Annotated in this window: 16 protein-coding genes; 12 read left to right on the forward strand and 4 right to left on the reverse strand. The window is 62.8% G+C overall.

Annotated elements, in window-relative coordinates; all coding sequences use genetic code 11:
* The first annotated feature begins 26 nt into the window (after window positions 1–26).
* The 9 genes from P9220_RS05405 (at window position 27) to ugpQ (ending at window position 9532) form a co-directional block, all read left to right on the forward strand.
* The gene (locus P9220_RS05405; RefSeq protein ID WP_309765393.1) at window positions 27–1514 is read left to right on the forward strand and encodes a type IV pilus secretin PilQ; all 1488 of its coding nucleotides are present in this window, start codon (window positions 27–29) and stop codon (window positions 1512–1514) included.
* 83 nt (window positions 1515–1597) lie between these two features.
* A complete protein-coding gene (gene aroK / locus P9220_RS05410; protein ID WP_309763910.1) occupies window positions 1598–2149 on the forward strand; it encodes a shikimate kinase AroK in 552 nt (183 codons plus the stop codon).
* Between the two features lie 8 nt (window positions 2150–2157).
* Window positions 2158–3234, forward strand: a complete 1077-nt coding sequence (aroB, locus tag P9220_RS05415; protein WP_309765394.1) for a 3-dehydroquinate synthase — start codon at window positions 2158–2160, stop codon at window positions 3232–3234.
* A 41-nt stretch (window positions 3235–3275) separates the two neighbouring features.
* Window positions 3276–4490 carry a deoxyguanosinetriphosphate triphosphohydrolase gene (locus tag P9220_RS05420; RefSeq protein ID WP_309763911.1) on the forward strand — a complete coding sequence of 405 codons (1215 nt, stop codon included), beginning with the start codon at window positions 3276–3278 and terminating at the stop codon, window positions 4488–4490.
* Window positions 4491–4535: 45 nt separating this feature from the next.
* Window positions 4536–5861 (forward strand): sn-glycerol-3-phosphate ABC transporter substrate-binding protein UgpB, encoded by a 1326-nt coding sequence (gene ugpB, locus P9220_RS05425; protein ID WP_309763912.1) that lies wholly within the window; start codon window positions 4536–4538, stop codon window positions 5859–5861.
* Window positions 5862–5931: 70 nt separating this feature from the next.
* Window positions 5932–6816 carry a sn-glycerol-3-phosphate ABC transporter permease UgpA gene (ugpA, locus tag P9220_RS05430; RefSeq protein WP_035967648.1) on the forward strand — a complete coding sequence of 295 codons (885 nt, stop codon included), beginning with the start codon at window positions 5932–5934 and terminating at the stop codon, window positions 6814–6816.
* On the forward strand, window positions 6813–7658 hold the full coding sequence (gene ugpE / locus P9220_RS05435) for a sn-glycerol-3-phosphate ABC transporter permease UgpE (RefSeq protein WP_309763913.1): 846 nt from the start codon (window positions 6813–6815) through the stop codon (window positions 7656–7658). The genes ugpA and ugpE overlap by 4 nt, the downstream gene beginning before the upstream one ends.
* Before the next feature lie 19 nt (window positions 7659–7677).
* Window positions 7678–8763: a sn-glycerol-3-phosphate import ATP-binding protein UgpC gene (locus P9220_RS05440; protein ID WP_309763914.1), complete on the forward strand. Its 1086-nt coding sequence runs from the start codon at window positions 7678–7680 to the stop codon at window positions 8761–8763.
* A 13-nt stretch (window positions 8764–8776) separates the two neighbouring features.
* Window positions 8777–9532: a glycerophosphodiester phosphodiesterase gene (gene ugpQ, locus P9220_RS05445; RefSeq protein ID WP_309763915.1), complete on the forward strand. Its 756-nt coding sequence runs from the start codon at window positions 8777–8779 to the stop codon at window positions 9530–9532.
* A 6-nt stretch (window positions 9533–9538) separates the two neighbouring features.
* On the opposite strand, the gene P9220_RS05450 is transcribed toward ugpQ, so the two are convergent.
* A complete protein-coding gene (locus tag P9220_RS05450) occupies window positions 9539–9916 on the reverse strand; it encodes a DUF883 family protein (RefSeq protein WP_309763916.1) in 378 nt (125 codons plus the stop codon).
* A 248-nt stretch (window positions 9917–10164) separates the two neighbouring features.
* Window positions 10165–10890, reverse strand: coding sequence for an OmpW family outer membrane protein (locus tag P9220_RS05455; protein ID WP_309763917.1), 726 nt, complete (start codon window positions 10888–10890; stop codon window positions 10165–10167).
* A gap of 204 nt (window positions 10891–11094) precedes the next feature.
* Here P9220_RS05455 and P9220_RS05460 point away from each other — a divergent pair, with 204 nt between their 5' ends.
* From P9220_RS05460 to P9220_RS05470, 3 genes are all read left to right on the forward strand, one after another.
* Window positions 11095–11802 (forward strand): transposase, encoded by a 708-nt coding sequence (locus tag P9220_RS05460; protein ID WP_309763918.1) that lies wholly within the window; start codon window positions 11095–11097, stop codon window positions 11800–11802.
* A 317-nt stretch (window positions 11803–12119) separates the two neighbouring features.
* The gene (locus tag P9220_RS05465) at window positions 12120–16823 is read left to right on the forward strand and encodes a glutamate synthase-related protein (protein ID WP_309763919.1); all 4704 of its coding nucleotides are present in this window, start codon (window positions 12120–12122) and stop codon (window positions 16821–16823) included.
* Between the two features lie 78 nt (window positions 16824–16901).
* Window positions 16902–18368: a glutamate synthase subunit beta gene (locus tag P9220_RS05470; RefSeq protein WP_309763920.1), complete on the forward strand. Its 1467-nt coding sequence runs from the start codon at window positions 16902–16904 to the stop codon at window positions 18366–18368.
* A 59-nt stretch (window positions 18369–18427) separates the two neighbouring features.
* On the opposite strand, the gene P9220_RS05475 is transcribed toward P9220_RS05470, so the two are convergent.
* Window positions 18428–19213, reverse strand: a complete 786-nt coding sequence (locus tag P9220_RS05475; RefSeq protein WP_309763921.1) for a DUF1828 domain-containing protein — start codon at window positions 19211–19213, stop codon at window positions 18428–18430.
* Between the two features lies 1 nt (window position 19214).
* On the reverse strand, window positions 19215–19697 hold the full coding sequence (locus tag P9220_RS05480) for a hypothetical protein (protein ID WP_309763922.1): 483 nt from the start codon (window positions 19695–19697) through the stop codon (window positions 19215–19217).
* Window positions 19698–19765: the final 68 nt, after the last annotated feature.

Raw genomic sequence — 19765 nt, forward strand, 5'->3', positions numbered from 1 at the left:
GCAAGGCACTATGCATCTTCCGCGCGATGAGCTTCGCAGCGGTCATCGTCGCGCGTGCGGCAATCGCGGCGGAAGCCGGCGATGCGCCCGTCGCGCTATTGCCGCCGCTGCCCGCATCGCTCGACATCTTGCCGACGGACCAGTTCGCGCTCGAAAACGCGGTGCCGCTGGTGGCCCCGGCGCCCACGCCGACGCCATCGACGCCGCCGGAGGCGACGACTTCCGCGAACGCCGACAAGCCCGAGCCGCTCGAAGGACCGCCCGTGCCGCTGCGGCAACTCGAACGTCTCAGCGGGCAGAAGGCCGACGACGGCAAGCCGATCACGCTCGACCTGAAAAATGCGGACCTGAGCGCCGCGCTGCAGGGCTTCGCGCGCTTCACCGGCCTCAACATCATCGCGAGTGAGAAGGTGCGCGGGCAGGTATCGATCAATCTCGTCGCGGTGCCGTGGCGGCGCGCGTTCGACACGCTTCTCGAAGTCAACGGCCTCGCGATGGAGCAGCACGGCAACGTGATCTGGGTCGCGCCGCTCGCCGAACTGGCGGCGCGCGAGAAGCTGCGCTACGAGGCGCACGCCCGCGCAGCAGACCTCGAACCGCTCGCGAGCCGCACGTTCACGTTGCGGTATCCGCGCGCGGAAGACGTGCGCAAGCTGCTGACCGGCTCGGGCACGCAGCGCGTGCTGTCCAAGCGCGGCTCCGCCATTGCCGACACCCGGACCAATCTTCTCTTCGTCACCGATCTCGACGCTCGCGTGCAGCAGATCGCCGAACTCATCGCGTCGATCGACAGGCCGACGCCGCAAGTGATGATCGAAGCGCGAATCGTCGAGGGCGAGACGGGGCTTTCGCGCAATCTCGGCGTCAAACTGGGCGTCGCGCCGACCGGCGATTCGGCGCGCGGCGTCGCGGGCGGCAAGGACGGGGTGGTATACGATCTGTCGGCGCGGCCCGTCAACGGCTTCGACGCCGCGACCGCCGGGCTCACGCTCTTCGCCGCGCAAGCTACGCGGCTGCTCGATATCGAACTGAGCGCGCTCGAATCCGAAGGGCGGGGACAGATCGTTTCGCGACCGCGCGTCGTGACGGCGGATCGGGTGAAGGCGGTCGTCGAGCAGGGCACGGAGCTGCCGTATCAGGCGAAAGTCGGCAATGGCGTCTCGGGCGTGCAGTTTCGGCGCGCTGCGCTCAAACTGGAGGTCGAACCGCAAATCACGCCGCACGGGCATGTCATTCTCGATCTGGATGTCGCGAAAGACAGCGTCGGCGAGCAGACCGCGGCGGGACCCGCCATCAACACGAAGCACGTGCAGACGCGCGTGGAAGTCGAGGACGGCGGGACCGTTGCGATCGGCGGCATCTATTCAGAAGACGAACGGGTCGATGTCACCGGCGTGCCGGGCCTGTCGAAACTGCCGATCATCGGCTGGCTGTTCCGTCACGACGCGCGGCGCAAGTCGCAGAGCGAGCTGGTCATCCTGATCACGCCGCATGTGGTGGCGGCGAAGGGATGAGGCCGGGCGCGCGACTCGACAAAGCGGGCGGTTTGCCCTTAAGCTGCCGCACGAACAAATTGCATATCGTCAAAGGATCAAGGTTGCAGGAAGGGCACGCGAACGCGAACATCTTTTTCGTCGGACTCATGGGGGCGGGTAAAACCACCGTGGGCCGTGCGGTTGCGCGCCGTCTGCAGCGCTCGTTCATCGATTCCGATCTGGAGATCGAAGCGCGTACCGGCGCGCGCATCCCGGTGATATGGGAACTCGAAGGCGAGGACGGATTCCGCCAGCGCGAGGCGAATGTCATCGACGAGCTTTCGCAGAAGAGCGGCATCGTGCTCGCGACGGGCGGCGGCGCGGTGCTGCGGCAGGAGAATCGCGAACATCTGAGGAATCGCGGCATCGTCATCTATTTGCGCGCGAATCCGCACGACCTTTGGCAACGCACGCGCCGCGACAAGAACCGGCCGCTGCTTCAGACCGAAGACCCGCGCGGCAAGCTCGAAGCGCTCTTCAAAACGCGCGATCCGCTCTATCACGAGTGCGCGCATTTCGTCGTGGAGACCGGGCGGCCGACCGTCAACGCGCTCGTCAACATGGTCCTGATGCAACTGGAGGTGGCCGGCGTCATCAAGTCGGCCGAGTCATAATGTCCCCCATGATTACAGTCAACGTCGAACTGGGCGAGCGCGCCTATCCCATTCATATCGGTGCAGGGCTGATCGGGCGGACGGAGCTTTTTGCGCCGCATATCAAGGGCTCGTCGGTGGCCATCGTCACCAACACGACCGTCGATCCGCTCTATGGCGATACATTGCGCGCCGCGCTCGAACCGCTCGGCAAGAATGTGACGACCGTCGTCCTGCCCGATGGCGAAGCGCACAAGAACTGGGAAACGCTCAACATCATCTTCGACGCGCTCCTGACCGATCGCGCCGATCGCAAGACGACGCTCATCGCGCTCGGCGGCGGCGTCATCGGCGACATGACCGGTTTTGCAGCGGCGTGCTACATGCGCGGCGTGCCGTTCATCCAGGTGCCGACCACGCTCCTTTCGCAGGTGGATTCGTCGGTCGGCGGCAAGACGGGCATCAATCATCCGCTCGGCAAGAACATGATCGGCGCGTTCTATCAGCCGCAGGCCGTCATCGCGGATATCGGCGCGCTCGATACGCTGCCGAAGCGCGAACTGGCGGCGGGCATCGCGGAAGTCATCAAGACGGGCGCAATCGCCGATGCCGGATTCTTCGAGTGGATCGAAGCGAACATCGGCGCATTGAACAGCCGCGACGGAAACGCGCTCGCGCACGCGGTCAAACGCTCATGCGAAATCAAGGCGTCGGTCGTGGCATCGGACGAGCGCGAGGGCGGGCAACGCGCCATCCTCAATTTCGGCCACACGTTCGGTCACGCTATCGAAGCAGGCCTGGGCTACGGCGAATGGCTGCACGGCGAAGCGGTCGGCTGCGGGATGGTGATGGCCGCGGACTTGTCCGTGCGGCTCGGCAAGCTCGACGACGCCGCGCGCCAGCGGCTCGTGCGCGTCATCGAGGCGGCGAAGTTGCCGGTCGTCGGCCCGAAACTCGGCGATGACCGCTACGTCGACCTGATGAAAGTCGACAAGAAGGCCGAAGCCGGCGAGATCAAATTCATTCTGCTGACCCGCTTCGGCGCGACGGAGATCACGAGCGCGCCGGACCAGGCCGTGCGTGCGACGCTCGCAGCCAGCGTCTGAGCGACGCAGCAGCCGGAACCACGACGATGCGGAGGCAGCCGGTGAGCGAAACAGAAGTCGGATTCGGAGCGCCGTCGCAAGCGGCGCTGGAAGCCCATCTTGCGCCGTACGCGGCGCGTTCGTCGTCGTCGCGGGGGCGCCGTTATGCGGAACAGCCGCCCGCCGCGCGGACCGAGTTTCAGCGCGACCGCGATCGCATCGTCCATTCGACGGCCTTTCGCCGGCTCGAATACAAGACGCAGGTTTTCGTCAATCACGAAGGCGACCTGTTTCGCACGCGGCTGACGCACAGTCTGGAAGTGGCGCAGATCGCGCGTTCCATCGCACGTAATCTGCGGCTGAACGAAGACCTCGTCGAAGCGATATCGCTCGCGCACGATCTCGGACACACGCCTTTCGGCCACGCCGGTCAGGACGCGCTGCACGAGTGCATGCGCCATCACGGCGGCTTCGAGCACAATCTTCAAAGTCTCGCGGTTGTCGATCAACTCGAAGAACACTACGGCGCGTTCGACGGCCTGAACCTCTGCTTCGAAACGCGCGAAGGCATTCTCAAACATTGCTCGCGCGAAAACGCACGCAAGCTCGGCGATCTCGGTGAGCGCTTTCTCGCGGGCCGCCAGCCGTCGCTCGAAGCGCAGATCGCGAACGTCGCGGATGAAATCGCCTACAACAATCACGATGTCGACGATGGCCTGCGCTCCGGCCTGCTCACGCTCGATCAACTGTCCGAAGTCAGTCTCTGGCACACGCATTTCGATGCCGCGCGCGCGGAGTTTCCGGTCATCGAAGGCCGCAGGCTCATCCACGAGACCATACGCCGCATCATCAACACGCTGATCGTGGATCTGATCGAGACCACGAGCCGCAATCTCGCGCGCGTGGCCCCGGCGTCCGTCGAAGATGTGCGCAATGCGCCGCTGCTCGTCGCGCATAGCGATGAAGTCGCTGCGCAAGCCGCCGCGCTCAAGCGCTTTCTGTTCAAGAACCTGTATCGCCATTACCGCGTGATGCGCATGGCCAACAAGGCGAAGCGTGTCGTCACCGGCTTGTTCGACGCCTTCACCGACGACCCGCGCCTTCTGCCGCCCGCCTATCAGGCGCGGCTCGCCGTGGCGGAGGAGTCCGCGAACGACGCCGCCGCGCCGGGCCACGAGAGCACGCAGGCCCGGCTGATCGCGCACTACATCGCGGGCATGACCGATCGATACGCACTGAAGGAATACCAACGTCTGTTTGTCATCGACAACAACTAAGATCGCGCGTTTCAACGCGCGAATCTGCAAAAAGGAGACTCATCGATGAAATGCACGCCCTCGTTCCGCTCGATCACGGCTGCGGCCATTCTGGCGTTCGGCGCCAGCACCGCCGCCCACGCCGCGACCGAAATCCAGTTCTGGCACGCGATGGAAGCCGCCCTCGGCGAGCGCGTGAACGACATCGCGAAAGACTTCAACGCGTCACAGAGCGACTACACGATCGTTCCGGTGTTCAAGGGCACCTATGACCAGACGCTCGCGGCGGGCATCGCGGCGTATCGCAGCGGCAATGCGCCCGCGATCCTGCAAGTCTACGAAGTCGGCACCGCGACGATGATGCAGGCCAAGAAGGCCGTGCTCCCCGTCTCGGACGTGTTCAAGCAAGCGGGCGTGCCGCTCGACGAGAAGGCGTTCGTGCCGACCATCGCCGGCTATTACAGCGACGCGAAGACCGGTCATCTCATCTCGATGCCCTTCAACAGTTCCACGCCCGTCCTCTACTACAACAAGGATGCGTTCAAGAAGGCCGGCCTCGATCCGAATCAGCCGCCGAAGACTTGGGCCGATGTCGAAGCCGACGCGAAGAAGCTGAAGGCGGCGGGCTATTCGTGCGGCTATTCGTCGGGCTGGCAGAGCTGGATTCAGCTCGAGAACTACAGCGCGTGGCACGCGGCGCCGTTTGCATCGAAGAACAACGGCTTCGACGGGCTGGATGCAAAGCTCGAGTTCAACAAGCCGCTGCAGGTCGCGCACATCCAGTTCCTGCGGAAGATGGCGAAGGAAGGCACGTTCACTTACGTGGGGCGCAAGGACGAGCCGGTATCCAAGTTCTACAGCGGCGACTGCGGGATCATCACGAACTCGTCGGGCTCGCGTGCGACTATTCAGAAATACGCGAAGTTCGAGTACGGCGTCGGCATGATGCCTTACGACGCGAGCGTGAAGGGCGCGCCGCAGAACGCGATCATCGGCGGCGCGAGTCTGTGGGTGCTGTCGGGCAAGGACCCAGCCGTGTACAAGGGCGTCGCGAAGTTCCTCGCGTATCTGGCGACGCCGCAGGTCGCGGCCAAGTGGCATCAGGACACCGGTTATCTGCCGGTGACGACCGCCGCCTACGAGCTCACGCAAAAGCAGGGCTTCTACGACAAGAACCCCGGCGCGGATATCGCCATCAAGCAGATGCTGAACAAGCCGCCGCTTGCTTATACGAAGGGTTTGCGTCTCGGCAACATGCCGCAGATTCGCACCATCGTCGATGAAGAACTCGAGCAGGTCTGGGCCGAGAAGAAGACGCCGCAACAGGCGCTCGATTCTTCCGTACAGCGCGGCGACGAACTCCTGCGCCGCTTCGAAAAGAGCGGCGGCTAAGCGGCAAGCATTCAGCGCCAACGTCAGGCATGCGCCCGCGAAAAACGCGGGCGCCGTTCAGGACATACCAATGGAAAAACGGTCTCGTTTCGATACGAGCGTGTTGCCGTATCTGCTCGTCGCGCCTCAGCTCGCGATCACCGCGCTCTTCTTTCTCTGGCCCGCCGGCGAAGCGCTCTGGCAAGCGACGCAAAGTCAGGACGCGTTCGGTACGTCGAGCGAATTTGTCGGCTTCGCCAACTTCAGGCAGCTTTTCGCGGACCCGCTGTATCTGTCGTCGTTCAGTACGACGATGATCTTCTGCGCGCTGGTCACCGTGTCCGGGCTCGTCATCTCGCTGCTGCTCGCTGCGTGCGCGGATCGCGTGACGCGCGGAGCGAAGGCGTATCAGACGCTGCTCATCTGGCCGTATGCGGTCGCGCCGGCCATCGCGGCGGTGCTGTGGTCGTTTCTGTTCAATCCGAGCATCGGGCTCGTGACGTATGCGCTGGCGAAGCAGGGCATCGTGTGGAATCACGCGCTCAACGGTACGCAGGCGATGTTTCTCGTCGTGCTCGCGTCGGTGTGGAAGCAGGTCAGCTATAACTTCCTGTTCTTCTATGCCGGCCTGCAGGCGATACCGCAATCGCTGATCGAAGCCGCCGCGATCGATGGCGCCGGTCCCGTGCGGCGCTTCTTTGGCATCGCGTTGCCGCTGTTGTCGCCGACGAGCTTCTTCCTGCTCGTCGTGAATCTCGTCTACGCGTTCTTCGATACCTTCCCCGTCATCGATGCCGCCACCGGCGGCGGTCCCGCGCAATCCACCAAGACGCTCATCTACAAGATTTTCGCGGAAGGGTTCCAGGGGCTCGACATCGGCAGTTCCGGTGCGCAGTCGGTCGTGCTGATGGTGATCGTCGTCGCGCTGACCATCGTGCAATTCCGCTTTGTCGAACGCAGGGTGCAATACTCATGATCGAGAACCGTCGCGGCTTCGATATCTTTTGTCACGCAGTGCTGATTCTCGGCGTCGCGCTGATCGTTTTCCCGGTCTACGTCGCGTTCTGCGCGGCCACGATGAACGCAAAGGAAGTGTTCAGCGTGCCGCTATCGCTGATTCCGAGCACGCATCTCTTCGAGAACATTGCGAACATCTGGACGCACGGCAGCGGCAATGCAGCGGCGCCTTTCGGACGCATGCTCATCAATAGCCTTGCGATGGCGCTGGTCATCTCCATCGGCAAGATCGCGGTGTCGATCATTTCGGCGTATGCGATCGTGTTCTTCCGCTTCCCGATGAAGAACCTTGCGTTCTGGCTCATCTTCGTCACGCTCATGCTGCCCGTCGAAGTGCGTATCTTTCCGACAGTGCAAGTCGTATCATCGATGCATCTCGCCAACACGTATGCCGGCCTCACGCTGCCGCTGATCGCATCCGCAACCGCGACTTTCCTGTTCCGGCAGTTCTTCATGACGCTGCCCGACGAACTGATGGAAGCGGCGCGCATCGACGGCGCGGGGCCGCTGCGCTTCTTCTGGGACGTGGTGCTGCCGCTGTCGAAGACGAACATCGCGGCGCTGTTCGTCATCACGTTCATCTACGGCTGGAACCAGTACCTCTGGCCGATTCTGATCACCAATCAACAGTCGCTGCAAACGGCGGTGGTCGGCATCAAGAGCATGATCGCCTCGGGCGATACCGCGACCGAATGGCATCTCGTGATGAGCGCGACGCTGCTCGCGATGCTGCCGCCGCTCGCCGTCGTGCTGACGATGCAGCGCTGGTTCGTGCGCGGTCTCGTGGACGCGGAAAAATAAAAATGGAGAGCAGGTATCAATGGCTGCGCTGACACTCAAAGGCGTCAAGAAGACATACGACGGCACGCAATACGTGCTTCATGGCATCGATGTATCGATCAACGATGGCGAGTTCGTCGTGATGGTCGGGCCATCCGGCTGCGGCAAGTCGACGCTACTGCGCATGGTGGCGGGACTGGAGAGCGTGTCGGAAGGCACGATCGAAATCGCGGGCAAGGTCGTGAACAAGCTGGAGCCGAAAGATCGCGATATTGCGATGGTCTTTCAGAATTACGCACTTTATCCGCACATGAGTGTCGCGCAAAATATGGCCTATGCGCTGAAGATCGGCGGAGTGGATCGCGGGACCATCCAGAGCCGCGTTGCGAATGCCGCGCGTATCCTCGAACTCGAGCATCTGCTGGCGCGCAAGCCGCGCGAGTTGTCGGGCGGACAGCGCCAGCGCGTTGCGATGGGGCGTGCAATCGTGCGTGAACCGGCGGTCTTTCTGTTCGACGAACCGCTGTCGAATCTCGACGCGAAACTGCGTGTGCAGATGCGCCTCGAGATTCAGCGCCTGCATGCGCGTCTCGCAACCACGAGCCTGTACGTGACGCATGACCAGATCGAAGCCATGACGCTCGCGCAGCGCGTGATCGTCATGAACAAGGGGCACGCGGAGCAGATCGGTGCGCCGACCGAAGTGTACGAACGGCCGGCTACGGTGTTCGTGGCGAGCTTCATCGGATCGCCGGCCATGAATCTGCTCGAAGGCAAGTTGTCCGAGGATGGTTCGGTGTTCGAAGTAGCGGGTGGCGGGCCGAAGCTGAGGGTCGCGGGCGCGAGCGGTATATCGCGTGCAATGTTCGGGCGCGAGTGGACCGTCGGTATCCGTCCCGAGCACCTGACGCCCGGCAGCCATGAGGCGACGCAAGCGGTGCTCGACGTGGATTCGGCGGAGTTGCTCGGCGCGGACAATCTCGCGCACGGCAAGTGGGGCAAGCATGACGTGGCGGCCCGCTTGCCGCACGCGCATCGGCCGGTGCGCGGCGAGAAGCTCGCGGTATCGGTGCCGGCGCGGCATCTGCATTTGTTCGATCCGGCTACCGGATTGCGCGCCAACTGAAGGAGCTTATGCGATGAGAACCTGGCCGTATCCCGCCATCGTCGCGCATCGCGGCGGCGGCAAGCTCGCGCCCGAGAACACGCTGGAAGGCATCGACACCGGCGCGCGTCTCGGCCTGAAGATGATCGAGTTCGATGCGAAGCTGTCGGCCGACAACGTCGTGTTCCTGCTGCATGACGACGATATCGACCGTACGTCGAACGGGCATGGCGCGGCCAAGTCGATGACCTATGCGCAGTTGCGCGCGCTCGACGCCGGTTCCTGGTTCGGCGAGGACTTCGCGGGCGCGCACATGCCGACGCTCGCCGAAGTGCGGGAGCGATGCGCGTCGCTGAACATGGCCGCGAACATCGAGATCAAGCCGTGTCCGGGGCGCGAAGTGGAAACAGGCGAATGCGTCGCGCGCGAGGCGGCGCGACTGTGGAACGACGCCGAGCCGGAGCCGCTGCTGTCGTCGTTCTCGTATGCGGCGCTGGAGGCGGCGCGCGATGCCGCGCCGAATCTCCCGCGCGGCATGTTGTACGAGCGCGTGCCCGCGGAGTGGCGCGCGCAGACGGCGGCGCTTGCGTGCGTGTCGCTGCACGCGGACCATCGTTCGCTGGACGAAACACGCGTGCGCGAAATCAAGGGCGCGGGCTTGCGCGTGCTCGCCTACACGGTGAACGATCCCGAGCGGGCGCGGTTGCTCGCGCAGTGGGGCGTCGATGCAATCTGCACGGATCGCATCGACGTCATCGGCGCGGACTTTCTGGAAGGCGCGTCGAGGTAAGACGCGCTAGCGGGCGCGCGAAAGAAGAATGCCCGCGACCAGCGCGAGACCGCCAACGATGGCAATGGTCTGCCAGGGCCTGTCGTGGACATAGGCGTCGGCGTCATCAAATGCGGCGGCGGCGCGTTCGCGGACCACGGCGGGTGTGGCGTTGAGGCGTGCGCGCGCGGAATCGATCTGATCGCCGATTCGCGAACGAAGCGCGGCGGCGTCAGCTGACGCGCCGTCCGATAGCATTCCTTCGAGTTCCGAAAGAAGGACGCGCAGTTCGGCGCCGATATCCTGGGCAGCTTCGCGGCCATGACGCGCCATGCGGCGTGCGCGGCGGCCCGTGGCGTTCCATGAATCTCCGATGGCGTCTCGCGTGTTAGGCAGTGCGTTCATAGATCGCTCCGTCGATGGATGAATCGTGGATGGACATACCCGCTTGCATCGCGGGGAAGGTGCTAAGAGCAAGTTGGGTGCCGGCGCATCGCGAGCCTGCCGTGCGGCGTCGGAACACGTAATAACTGCGGTGCCTCGCACCGGCGCGAGTCACATTTACAAGGGGCGTGTAAAAGCAAACGCCGCCATGCGATATCGCATGACGGCGCGTGCCGTGAGCTTGAACCAGTGAAACGCCGGCATGCGAATCAGAAGCGATAGCCGACGCGCAGATACGTCACGATCGGGTTGATCGTGATCTTTGCCTGCGATTGAACGTTGAGCGTACCGACCGGCGTCTGGGCTTGCGTGCTCAGCTTGGCGGTCGCCTTCAGCGGAATGAACGACACGGAGAAACCCGCGAACCAGTGTTCTGTGAAATTGTAGACAGCGCCGACGTTAAAGACCGGCGCCCACGAACTATCCGTATCAACGCTGGTCGGACCATGCAGAACGGAGCCTTCGAATGCGGCGTTGGTAATCTTCGCGTCGGTGAACCAGGTGCGCGTCACGCCCACGCCGACATACGGGCGAAACTTCGCCTGCGGTTCGTTAAAGAAGTATTTGAAGAGCAGCGTTGGGCTCCATTGCTTCGCGCTGCCGATCTTGCCGAACCGATCGAGCGTTCCTGTGCCGTTGAGATCGAACTCTGGCGGAATGCCCATCTCGAATTCGGCGGCGATGTGGTCGGTCGCGAAGTAGCCTACCGTGAAGCCGGCCGTATCCGAGCTGCTGATACCCGCGCCCGTACCCGGCACGCTGATATTGACGGGAGATCCGCCTACACTTGTTTCTTTGAGCGGACCGCTGCTGTCTTGTGGGGCGAGATGAAACCAGCCTGCAGTGGCATAAATGGACCCAGCCGACTGTGCATGTGCCGCGGTCGACACACACGCCAATGCTGCGATCCCCGTTACGACTTGTTTTATTTTCATTTGTGCTCCTCCAGAAAGCACGCCCATTATGAACACAACGTTTCAAAGTAACCATAGCGGCGCCGTAGAGCATTTTCCCTAGGATCGCAGCGGTTCCGGAGTCCCGTTGCACGGCGCTTGCATGCGCCTGTAACCCTGTAGCAGCGGCGTCTCCCGTCAGCCCCCGATCGGGGTAACACAAACGCGATCAACGGAATATCCAGAATGGCACGGCTTGCACGACTCTACGTTCCCGAACAGCCGCAGCATGTCATCCTGCGTGGTCTCGACCAGCAACCTGCCTTCGTCGACGACCAGGACTATCAGCTTTTCATCGACTGCTTGAGGACGGCTTCACGTGATCATCACCTTTCCATCCATGCCTATGCGTTGATGCCGCAGGCCGTGCATCTGCTCGTCACGCCGCGCGACGAAGCCAGTCTGCCCAAAGCGATGCAGGCCGTGGGGCGTCGTTACGTGGCGCACTTCAATCGGCGATACACGCGGCGTGGCACGCTGTGGGAGGGGCGGTACCGCGCGACGGTCATCGAAGGCGAGCGGTATTTCCTGCTCGCGACGCGAGTGGTCGAAACCGCGCCGGTTCGTGCGCAACTCGCTGCATCGCCGCAGGATTACAAGTGGTCGAGCTACCGGCATCACATCGGCGTGACGCTCGATGCGCTCATCACCGATCACCCGCTGTTCTGGTCGCTCGGCAATACGCCGTTCGAGCGTCAGCATGCGTACAAGGAACTGTGCGAGCAGCCGCTCGACGAGCGGGAGACCAACCGTCTGCTGCAAGCCACGCTCAAGGGCTGGGTGCTCGGCAGCGATGCGTACCGCGAATGGGCGTCGCGGGCGGCGAATCGGCGCGTGTCGCCATTGCCGCGCGGGCGCCCGCGTAAAGTGCGCGAAACGCCGCAGACGCAGTAACGGCGGGACTTTTCGCAGGAAGATTCGCAAGCAACGGCGCTTCGCATCTAGGGAGCGCCGTTTATTTTTGACCCGCAATGATGTGGCACTTATTTATTGGGCAGTTCTTGCACCATAACGATAATAGGTGCCAGATCATCAGTTTTTATTTGCCATCGTTTTGATTCGTCGCGTATATTTCGATTTCCGGCGGTTTTGCGGTGCAGCGCGTCAAATGCGCAACCCGCCTCGGTGCCCGAATCTGGACTGCGGGCAGCGGGCAACAAAAAAACGATTCAACGGCCGAGTCGGCCCCTCACAGCAGAGACGGTGTCCCCATGAACGATCATCAGCAGCCGGCAGCCGGTTCGCTTCCCGCCGCGCAGGGCATGTACGACCCTGCGAACGAACATGACGCTTGCGGCGTCGGCTTCGTCGCCCATATCAAGGGCAAGAAAAGCCACGAGATCATTCAGCAGGGTCTCAAGATCCTCGAGAACCTCGATCACCGGGGCGCGGTCGGCGCAGACCCGCTGATGGGCGACGGCGCGGGCATCCTGATTCAGGTGCCGGACGGCTTCTATCGCGAGGAGATGGCCAAGCAGGGCGTGACGCTGCCGCCGGCCGGCGAATACGGCGTCGGCATGATCTTCCTGCCGAAGGAACACGCGTCGCGTCTCGCGTGCGAGCAGGAACTGGAGCGCACGGTCAAGGCAGAGGGCCAGGTGGTGCTCGGCTGGCGCGACGTGCCGGTGGACGGCAACATGCCCATTTCCCCCGCCGTGAAGGCAAGCGAGCCGCTGATCCGCATGATCTTCATCGGGCGCGGCAAGGACATCGTCGTGACGGATGCGCTGGAGCGCAAGCTGTACATCATCCGCAAGACGGCGAGCCATCGCATTCAGGCGCTCAAGCTCAAGCACGGCAAGGAATATTTCGTACCGTCGATGTCCTCGCGCACGGTCGTCTACAAGGGTCTGCTGCTCGCCGGCCAAGTGGGCGTGTATTACCGCGATCTGCAGGACGAGCGCGTCGTGTCGGCGCTGGCGCTCGTGCATCAGCGCTTCTCGACCAACACGTTCCCGGCGTGGGAACTTGCGCACCCGTATCGCATGATCGCGCACAACGGTGAAATCAACACCGTGAAGGGCAACGTGAACTGGCTGAACGCCCGCACCGGCGCGATCGCCTCCTACGTGCTCGGCGACGATCTGCCGAAGCTCTGGCCGCTGATCTATCCGGGCCAGTCGGACACGGCTTCGTTCGACAACTGTCTCGAACTGCTCGTGATGGCAGGCTACCCGCTCGTCCACGCGATGATGATGATGATTCCCGAGGCATGGGAACAGCACACGCTGATGGACGAGAACCGCCGCGCGTTCTACGAATATCACGCGGCGATGATGGAGCCGTGGGACGGACCCGCCGCGATCGCGTTCACGGACGGCCGCCAGATCGGCGCAACGCTCGACCGCAACGGGCTGCGCCCGGCGCGTTACATCGTGACCGACGACGATCTCGTGATCCTCGCGTCGGAAGCGGGCGTGCTGCCGATTCCCGAATCGAAGATCGTCAAGAAGTGGCGTCTGCAGCCGGGCAAGATGTTCCTGATCGACATGGAGCAGGGCCGCATCATCGAGGACAAGGAGCTCAAGGACAACCTCGCGAACGCGAAGCCGTACAAGAGCTGGATCGACGCCGTGCGCATCAAGCTCGACGAGATCGAGCCGAAGGCCGAGGACGTCGAAACGCAGCGCCGCGAAGCCGCCGCGCTGCTCGACCGTCAACAGGCGTTCGGCTATACGCAGGAGGACGTGAAGTTCCTGATGGCGCCGATGGCGCAAGCGGGCGAAGAGGCCATCGGCTCGATGGGCAACGACTCGCCGCTTGCCGTGATGTCCAGCAAGAACAAGACGCTGTATCACTACTTCAAGCAGTTGTTCGCGCAAGTGACGAACCCGCCGATCGACCCGATCCGCGAAAACATGGTGATGTCGCTCGTCTCGTTCATCGGACCGAAGCCGAACCTGCTCGATACCATCAACATCAACCCGACGATGCGCCTCGAAGTGTCGCAGCCCGTGCTCGACTTCAAGGACATCGCGAAGATCCGCGCGATCGATACGTACACCGGCGGCAAGTTCCGCTCGTACGAACTGAGCATCTGCTATCCGGCTGCGTGGGGCAAGGAAGGCGTGGAAGCGCGCATCGCGTCGCTGTGCGCCGAAGCCGTCGATGCCGTGAAGTCCGGCTACAACATCCTGATCGTGTCGGACCGCAAGATGGACCGCGACAACGTCGCGATTCCGGCGCTGCTCGCCACGTCCGCGATCCACACGCATCTCGTGCAGCACGGCCTGCGCACGAGCACGGGTCTCGTCGTGGAGACGGGTTCGGCGCGTGAAACGCATCACTTCGCGCTGCTCGCGGGCTACGGCGCGGAAGCCGTTCACCCGTATCTCGCGCTGGAAACGCTCGCCAACATGGCCGAGGGGCTGAAGGGCGACCTGTCGGCGGACAAGGCCATCTACAACTTCACGAAGGCGGTCGGCAAGGGCCTGCACAAGGTGATGTCGAAGATGGGCATCTCGACGTACATGTCCTACACCGGCGCGCAGATTTTCGAGGCGGTCGGCTTGTCGTCGGATCTCGTGGAGAAGTACTTCAAGGGCACGGCGTCGAAGGTCGGTGGCATCGGCATCTTCGAGGTGGCGGAGGAAGCCATTCGCCTGCATCGCGATGCGTTCGGCGACAACCCCGTCCTCTCGACCATGCTCGACGCGGGCGGCGAATACGCGTACCGCGTGCGCGGCGAAGAACACATGTGGACGCCGGATGCGATCGCCAAGCTGCAGCACTCGGCGCGCAGCAACTCGTACCAGACGTACAAGGAATACGCGCACCTGATCAACGACCAGACCAAGCGTCACATGACGTTCCGCGGTCTGTTCGAGTTCAAGGTCGATCCGGCAAAGGCCATTCCGCTCGACGAAGTGGAGTCGGCAAAGGACATCGTCAAGCGTTTCGCGACCGGCGCAATGTCGCTCGGCTCGATCAGTACGGAAGCGCACGCCACGCTGGCGGTCGCGATGAACCGCATCGGCGGCAAGTCGAACACCGGCGAAGGCGGCGAGGACGAAACGCGTTATCGCAACGAGCTGCGCGGCATTCCGATCAAGAACGGCGACACGCTGCAATCGATCATCGGCAAGGAAGTCATCACCGACATTCCGCTGAAGGACGGCGATTCGCTGCGCTCGAAGATCAAGCAGGTCGCGTCGGGACGCTTCGGCGTGACGGCGGAATATCTGTCGTCGGCGGATCAGATTCAGATCAAGATGGCGCAGGGCGCGAAGCCCGGCGAAGGCGGCCAGTTGCCCGGCCACAAGGTGTCGGACTACATCGGCAAGCTGCGTTACTCGGTGCCGGGCGTGGGCCTCATTTCGCCGCCGCCGCACCACGACATCTATTCGATCGAAGACCTGGCGCAACTCATTCACGATCTGAAGAACGTGAATTCGTCGTCGAGCATTTCGGTGAAGCTCGTGTCCGAAGTGGGCGTCGGCACGGTCGCGGCGGGCGTTGCGAAGGCGAAGGCCGATCACGTCGTGATCGCCGGCCATGACGGCGGTACGGGCGCGTCGCCGCTGTCGTCGCTGAAGCACGCGGGTACGCCGTGGGAACTCGGTCTTGCCGAAACGCAGCAGACGCTGGTGCTGAACCGCCTGCGCGGCCGCATCCGCGTGCAGGCCGACGGCCAGATGAAGACCGGCCGCGACGTCGTGATCGGCGCGCTGCTCGGCGCCGACGAGTTCGGCTTCGCGACGGCGCCGCTCGTCGTCGAAGGCTGCATCATGATGCGCAAGTGCCATCTGAACACGTGCCCGGTCGGCGTCGCGACGCAAGATCCGGTGCTGCGCGCCAAGTTCACCGGCCAGCCTGAGCATGTCGTCAACTACTTCTTCTTCGTCGCCGAAGAAGTGCGCGAAATCATGGCGCAACTGGGCCTGCGCAGGTTCGACGACCTGATCGGCCGCGTCGATCTGCTCGACACGAAGAAGGGCGTCGAGCACTGGAAGGCGAAGGGCCTCGACTTCTCGCGCATCTTCTATCAGGTGCCGGTGGCGAGCGAAGTCGCGCGCAAGCATGAAGACGTGCAGGATCACGGTCTGGACAAGGCGCTCGATCACGTGCTGATCGAGAAGTCGAAGGCGGCGATCGAGAAGGGCGAGCATGTCTCGTTCATTCAGCCGGTGCGCAACGTGAACCGCACGGTCGGCGCCATGCTCTCCGGTCTCATCGCGAAGAAGTACGGCCATGACGGCCTGCCCGACGACACCATCCACATCCAGTTGAAGGGCACGGCGGGCCAGAGCTTCGGCGCGTTCCTCGCGAAGGGCGTGACGCTCGATCTCGTCGGCGACGGCAACGACTACGTCGGCAAGGGCCTGTCGGGTGGACGCATCATCATTCGCCCGACTAACGACTTCCGCGGCAAGTCCGAGGAAAACATCATCTGCGGCAACACGGTGATGTACGGCGCGATCGAAGGCGAATCGTATTTCCGCGGCGTCGCCGGCGAGCGCTTCTGCGTGCGTAACTCGGGCGCGAGGGCGGTCGTCGAGGGCACGGGCGATCACGGCTGCGAATACATGACGGGGGGCACGGTGGTCGTGCTCGGCGAGACGGGCCGCAATTTCGCGGCCGGCATGTCGGGCGGTATCGCGTTTGTGTACGACCCGGACGGCACGTTCGCCGCCAAGTGCAACAAGTCGATGGTCGCGCTCGATCCGGTCCTGCAGCAGGCCGAACAGGAGCGCACGGTGGATCGCGCGCTGTGGCACGCCGGCCAGACCGATGAAGCGCTGCTGAAGGGCCTCGTCGAGCGTCACTTCCAGTTCACGGGATCGCCGCGTGCGAAGGCGCTGCTCGAGAACTGGGATGCGTCGCGTCGTCAGTTCGTGAAGGTCTTCCCGACCGAATACAAGCGCGCGCTCGGCGAACTCGGCGCGAAGAAGGCGAAGGAAGCTCTGGCGGCCTGAAGCCCGACACACACAAAAGCAGGGCTCTCCGATGCGCGGCATCGGAGAGCGCGATCCTCACCAAATACAGAGAAAGAAATGGGCAAGGCAACCGGTTTTCTCGAGTTCGAACGCCGCCATGAGGCGTACGAAGCACCGCTGACCCGCGTCAAGCATTACAAGGAATTCGTCGCCGCACTGACCGATGACGACGCCAAGGTGCAGGGCGCGCGCTGCATGGACTGCGGCATTCCGTTCTGCAACAACGGCTGTCCGGTCAACAACATCATTCCGGACTTCAACGATCTCGTGTTCCGCCAGGACTGGAAGACCGCGATCGAAGTCCTGCATTCGACGAACAACTTCCCGGAGTTCACGGGCCGCATCTGTCCGGCGCCGTGCGAGGCGGCGTGCACGCTCGGCATCAACGAAGATCCGGTCGGCATCAAGTCGATCGAACGCAAGATCATCGACAAGGCGTGGGAAGAAGGCTGGGTCGCGCCGCAGCCGCCGAAGCACAAGACGGGCAGGAAGGTGGCCGTCGTCGGTTCAGGTCCTGCCGGTCTCGCCGTCGCGCAGCAACTGGCGCGCGCGGGGCATGACGTCGTCGTGTTCGAGAAGAACGATCGCATCGGCGGATTGCTGCGTTATGGCATCCCCGATTTCAAGCTGGAGAAGTGGCTGATCGACCGCCGCATGCGCCAGATGGAAGCGGAAGGCGTGTCGTTCCGCACGAACGTGTTCGTCGGCCGCGATCCGCTGCCGGCGCATATCGGCAATACGGCGAAGGAAAGCATCACGCCGGAAGAGTTGAAAGAGCAGTTCGATGCGGTCGTGATCGCGGGCGGTTCGGAAACGCCGCGCGATCTGCCGGTGCCGGGGCGCGAACTGGAAGGCATTTATTTCGCAATGGAATTTTTGCCGCAGCAGAACAAGGTCAATGCGGGCGACAAGCTCGCCGATCAATTGCTCGCGAAGGGCAAGCATGTCGTCGTGATCGGCGGCGGCGATACGGGTTCAGACTGCGTGGGCACATCCAATCGGCATGGCGCGAAGGACGTGACGCAGTTCGAGTTGCTCGCGCAGCCGCCCGAGGAAGAGAACAAGCCGCTCGTTTGGCCTTACTGGCCGATCAAGCTGCGCACCTCGTCGTCGCATGAAGAGGGCTGCGAGCGCGACTGGTCGGTGGCGACGAAGCGCTTCGAGGGCAAGAACGGCAAGGTCGAGAAGCTGATTGCGGCGCGCGTCGAGTGGAAGGGCGGGAAGATGGTCGAAGTGCCCGGCTCGGAGTTCGAGATGAAGGCGGACCTCGTGTTGCTCGCGATGGGCTTCACGCAGCCGCTGTCGCCGGTTCTGGAAGCGTTCGGCGTGGACAAGGATGCGCGCGGCAACGTGCGGGCATCGACGGAAGGCGACAAGGCGTATTACACGTCGGTGGACAAGGTGTTCACGGCGGGCGATATGCGGCGCGGACAGTCGCTCGTCGTGTGGGCGATTCGGGAAGGCCGCCAGTGCGCGCGATCGGTGGATGCCTATTTGATGGGGAGCAGTGAGTTGCCGCGGTAAGTTTGTGCCGGCGGAAAAGAAGGGCGGAAGGCCGTGAGGCTTTCCGCCTTTTTTTGTTTCTAAGCCACGCGCATGCGATGGCGGATCTTCTTGGCGAGCGCGGCTTCGGCGTCGATCGAATCGACCATGTCGTTGGCTGCGTTCATGAGGCGGCGAAGATCGATACTCGGGATAGCACGCGCATCCTGGAAAACGATGATCGAATCGAAGCGTTCGACGTACTGCTCGACGTGTTGCAGCACGATCGTAGCGACGCGGGCGCGTTCCGAATTGAGCACGCCGAAAACGAACAGCGGGGTTTGCGAGCCTTTCAGGAGGAAGTCGATGGGGTAGTCGGCGGCATCCGGTACTCCCGCGCAGATGTATCTCGGCACGACGTTAGCCTTGCCGACGATATCTCCGAGCCTGCGTTCCAGATCATCAAAAAATGTCGAGGCAACGCGCGGCTTGCTCCAACTCCTTAGATCACCCACGCGCAGTAGTGCTTGTCCGAAGCGCAGCAGCGAAAGGCCCAACTGCGCTTCGGCGGAATCCGCGACGACTTGGCCATCGTCAGCGAGGCGTGCGCCATACTCGGCTAGCGTCTGATCAAGCAACACGCGCCGGGGGCCGCGTAACAAAGCGGTTGCATCGGAATCGTAGGACATCCGCATGAACGTAGTGCCTGCGTCTTCGAGCCGCCAACCGCCCATGATTTGCCTTAACCACACGGTGATGTAATCACCGTCAGGTTCCATGAGGGGCATGCATAAGCGAATCGAATCACCGTCCGGGGCGACGTTGATTTCGGAGCACCATGACTCGCACAGCAGGCGCTTTACTGCAGCCGACGCGTCGTTGAGCATCTCAGAACTCTAATTCCGGTTGAAACGGATCGTAGGCTAGCGCAGCGACTCCGCAGTCGCGGCATAGGCATTCGAATGCGCCTTCCAGGGAATTGTAGGATGACATTGCTTCCGCGTAGCCATCGACATGATGTCCCGCTCGGATGTAGCGTTCCGTAGCTAAATGCCGATGGCAGCCGAGGGAAACTTTATTTCCTTCGATGATATTGCCATGCGCATGATAAGGGCCGTTGTAGCGAGCGAGGATGAGTGTTTCATCAGTTGGCCAGACACGGGCCAGGCCAACGGAGAATGCGCTCGGTCGAGTGGCGGACGACCGCAGGAACAGTCGATATAACTGAGTAGCGTCGCGCGCATCGTGCAGCGTGAAATTCTTCTCTTTGTGCCCGCCTTTGAAGACCCATCTCGCGCGTGGATTGGTGATGATCTTCGGAGCGCGTCGCATGGAATCCAGGTCGTGATCCGTTAAGAGTCGAGGGTCCATGAACTGTTGGGTATGAGGAGACGCGTCAGTCTATGACGATATGACGCGCTGCCGTTCAACCAGCCCAA

Source organism: Caballeronia sp. LZ016, from assembly GCF_031450805.1.
Lineage (GTDB): Bacteria > Pseudomonadota > Gammaproteobacteria > Burkholderiales > Burkholderiaceae > Caballeronia.

Excerpts from the sequence above, each read along its gene's own strand:
- P9220_RS05460 (WP_309763918.1), top strand. The coding sequence starts at position 11,095 with ATGGCACGGCTTGCACGACTCTACGTTCCCGAACAGCCGCAGCATGTC.
- P9220_RS05450 (WP_309763916.1), bottom strand. The coding sequence starts at position 9,916 with ATGAACGCACTGCCTAACACGCGAGACGCCATCGGAGATTCATGGAAC.
- P9220_RS05405 (WP_309765393.1), top strand. The coding sequence starts at position 27 with ATGAGCTTCGCAGCGGTCATCGTCGCGCGTGCGGCAATCGCGGCGGAA.
- ugpE (WP_309763913.1), top strand. The coding sequence starts at position 6,813 with ATGATCGAGAACCGTCGCGGCTTCGATATCTTTTGTCACGCAGTGCTG.
- ugpA (WP_035967648.1), top strand. The coding sequence starts at position 5,932 with ATGGAAAAACGGTCTCGTTTCGATACGAGCGTGTTGCCGTATCTGCTC.
- P9220_RS05455 (WP_309763917.1), bottom strand. The coding sequence starts at position 10,890 with ATGAAAATAAAACAAGTCGTAACGGGGATCGCAGCATTGGCGTGTGTG.
- aroB (WP_309765394.1), top strand. The coding sequence starts at position 2,158 with ATGATTACAGTCAACGTCGAACTGGGCGAGCGCGCCTATCCCATTCAT.
- P9220_RS05465 (WP_309763919.1), top strand. The coding sequence starts at position 12,120 with ATGAACGATCATCAGCAGCCGGCAGCCGGTTCGCTTCCCGCCGCGCAG.
- ugpQ (WP_309763915.1), top strand. The coding sequence starts at position 8,777 with ATGAGAACCTGGCCGTATCCCGCCATCGTCGCGCATCGCGGCGGCGGC.
- P9220_RS05480 (WP_309763922.1), bottom strand. The coding sequence starts at position 19,697 with ATGGACCCTCGACTCTTAACGGATCACGACCTGGATTCCATGCGACGC.
- ugpB (WP_309763912.1), top strand. The coding sequence starts at position 4,536 with ATGAAATGCACGCCCTCGTTCCGCTCGATCACGGCTGCGGCCATTCTG.
- P9220_RS05475 (WP_309763921.1), bottom strand. The coding sequence starts at position 19,213 with ATGCTCAACGACGCGTCGGCTGCAGTAAAGCGCCTGCTGTGCGAGTCA.
- P9220_RS05470 (WP_309763920.1), top strand. The coding sequence starts at position 16,902 with ATGGGCAAGGCAACCGGTTTTCTCGAGTTCGAACGCCGCCATGAGGCG.
- P9220_RS05440 (WP_309763914.1), top strand. The coding sequence starts at position 7,678 with ATGGCTGCGCTGACACTCAAAGGCGTCAAGAAGACATACGACGGCACG.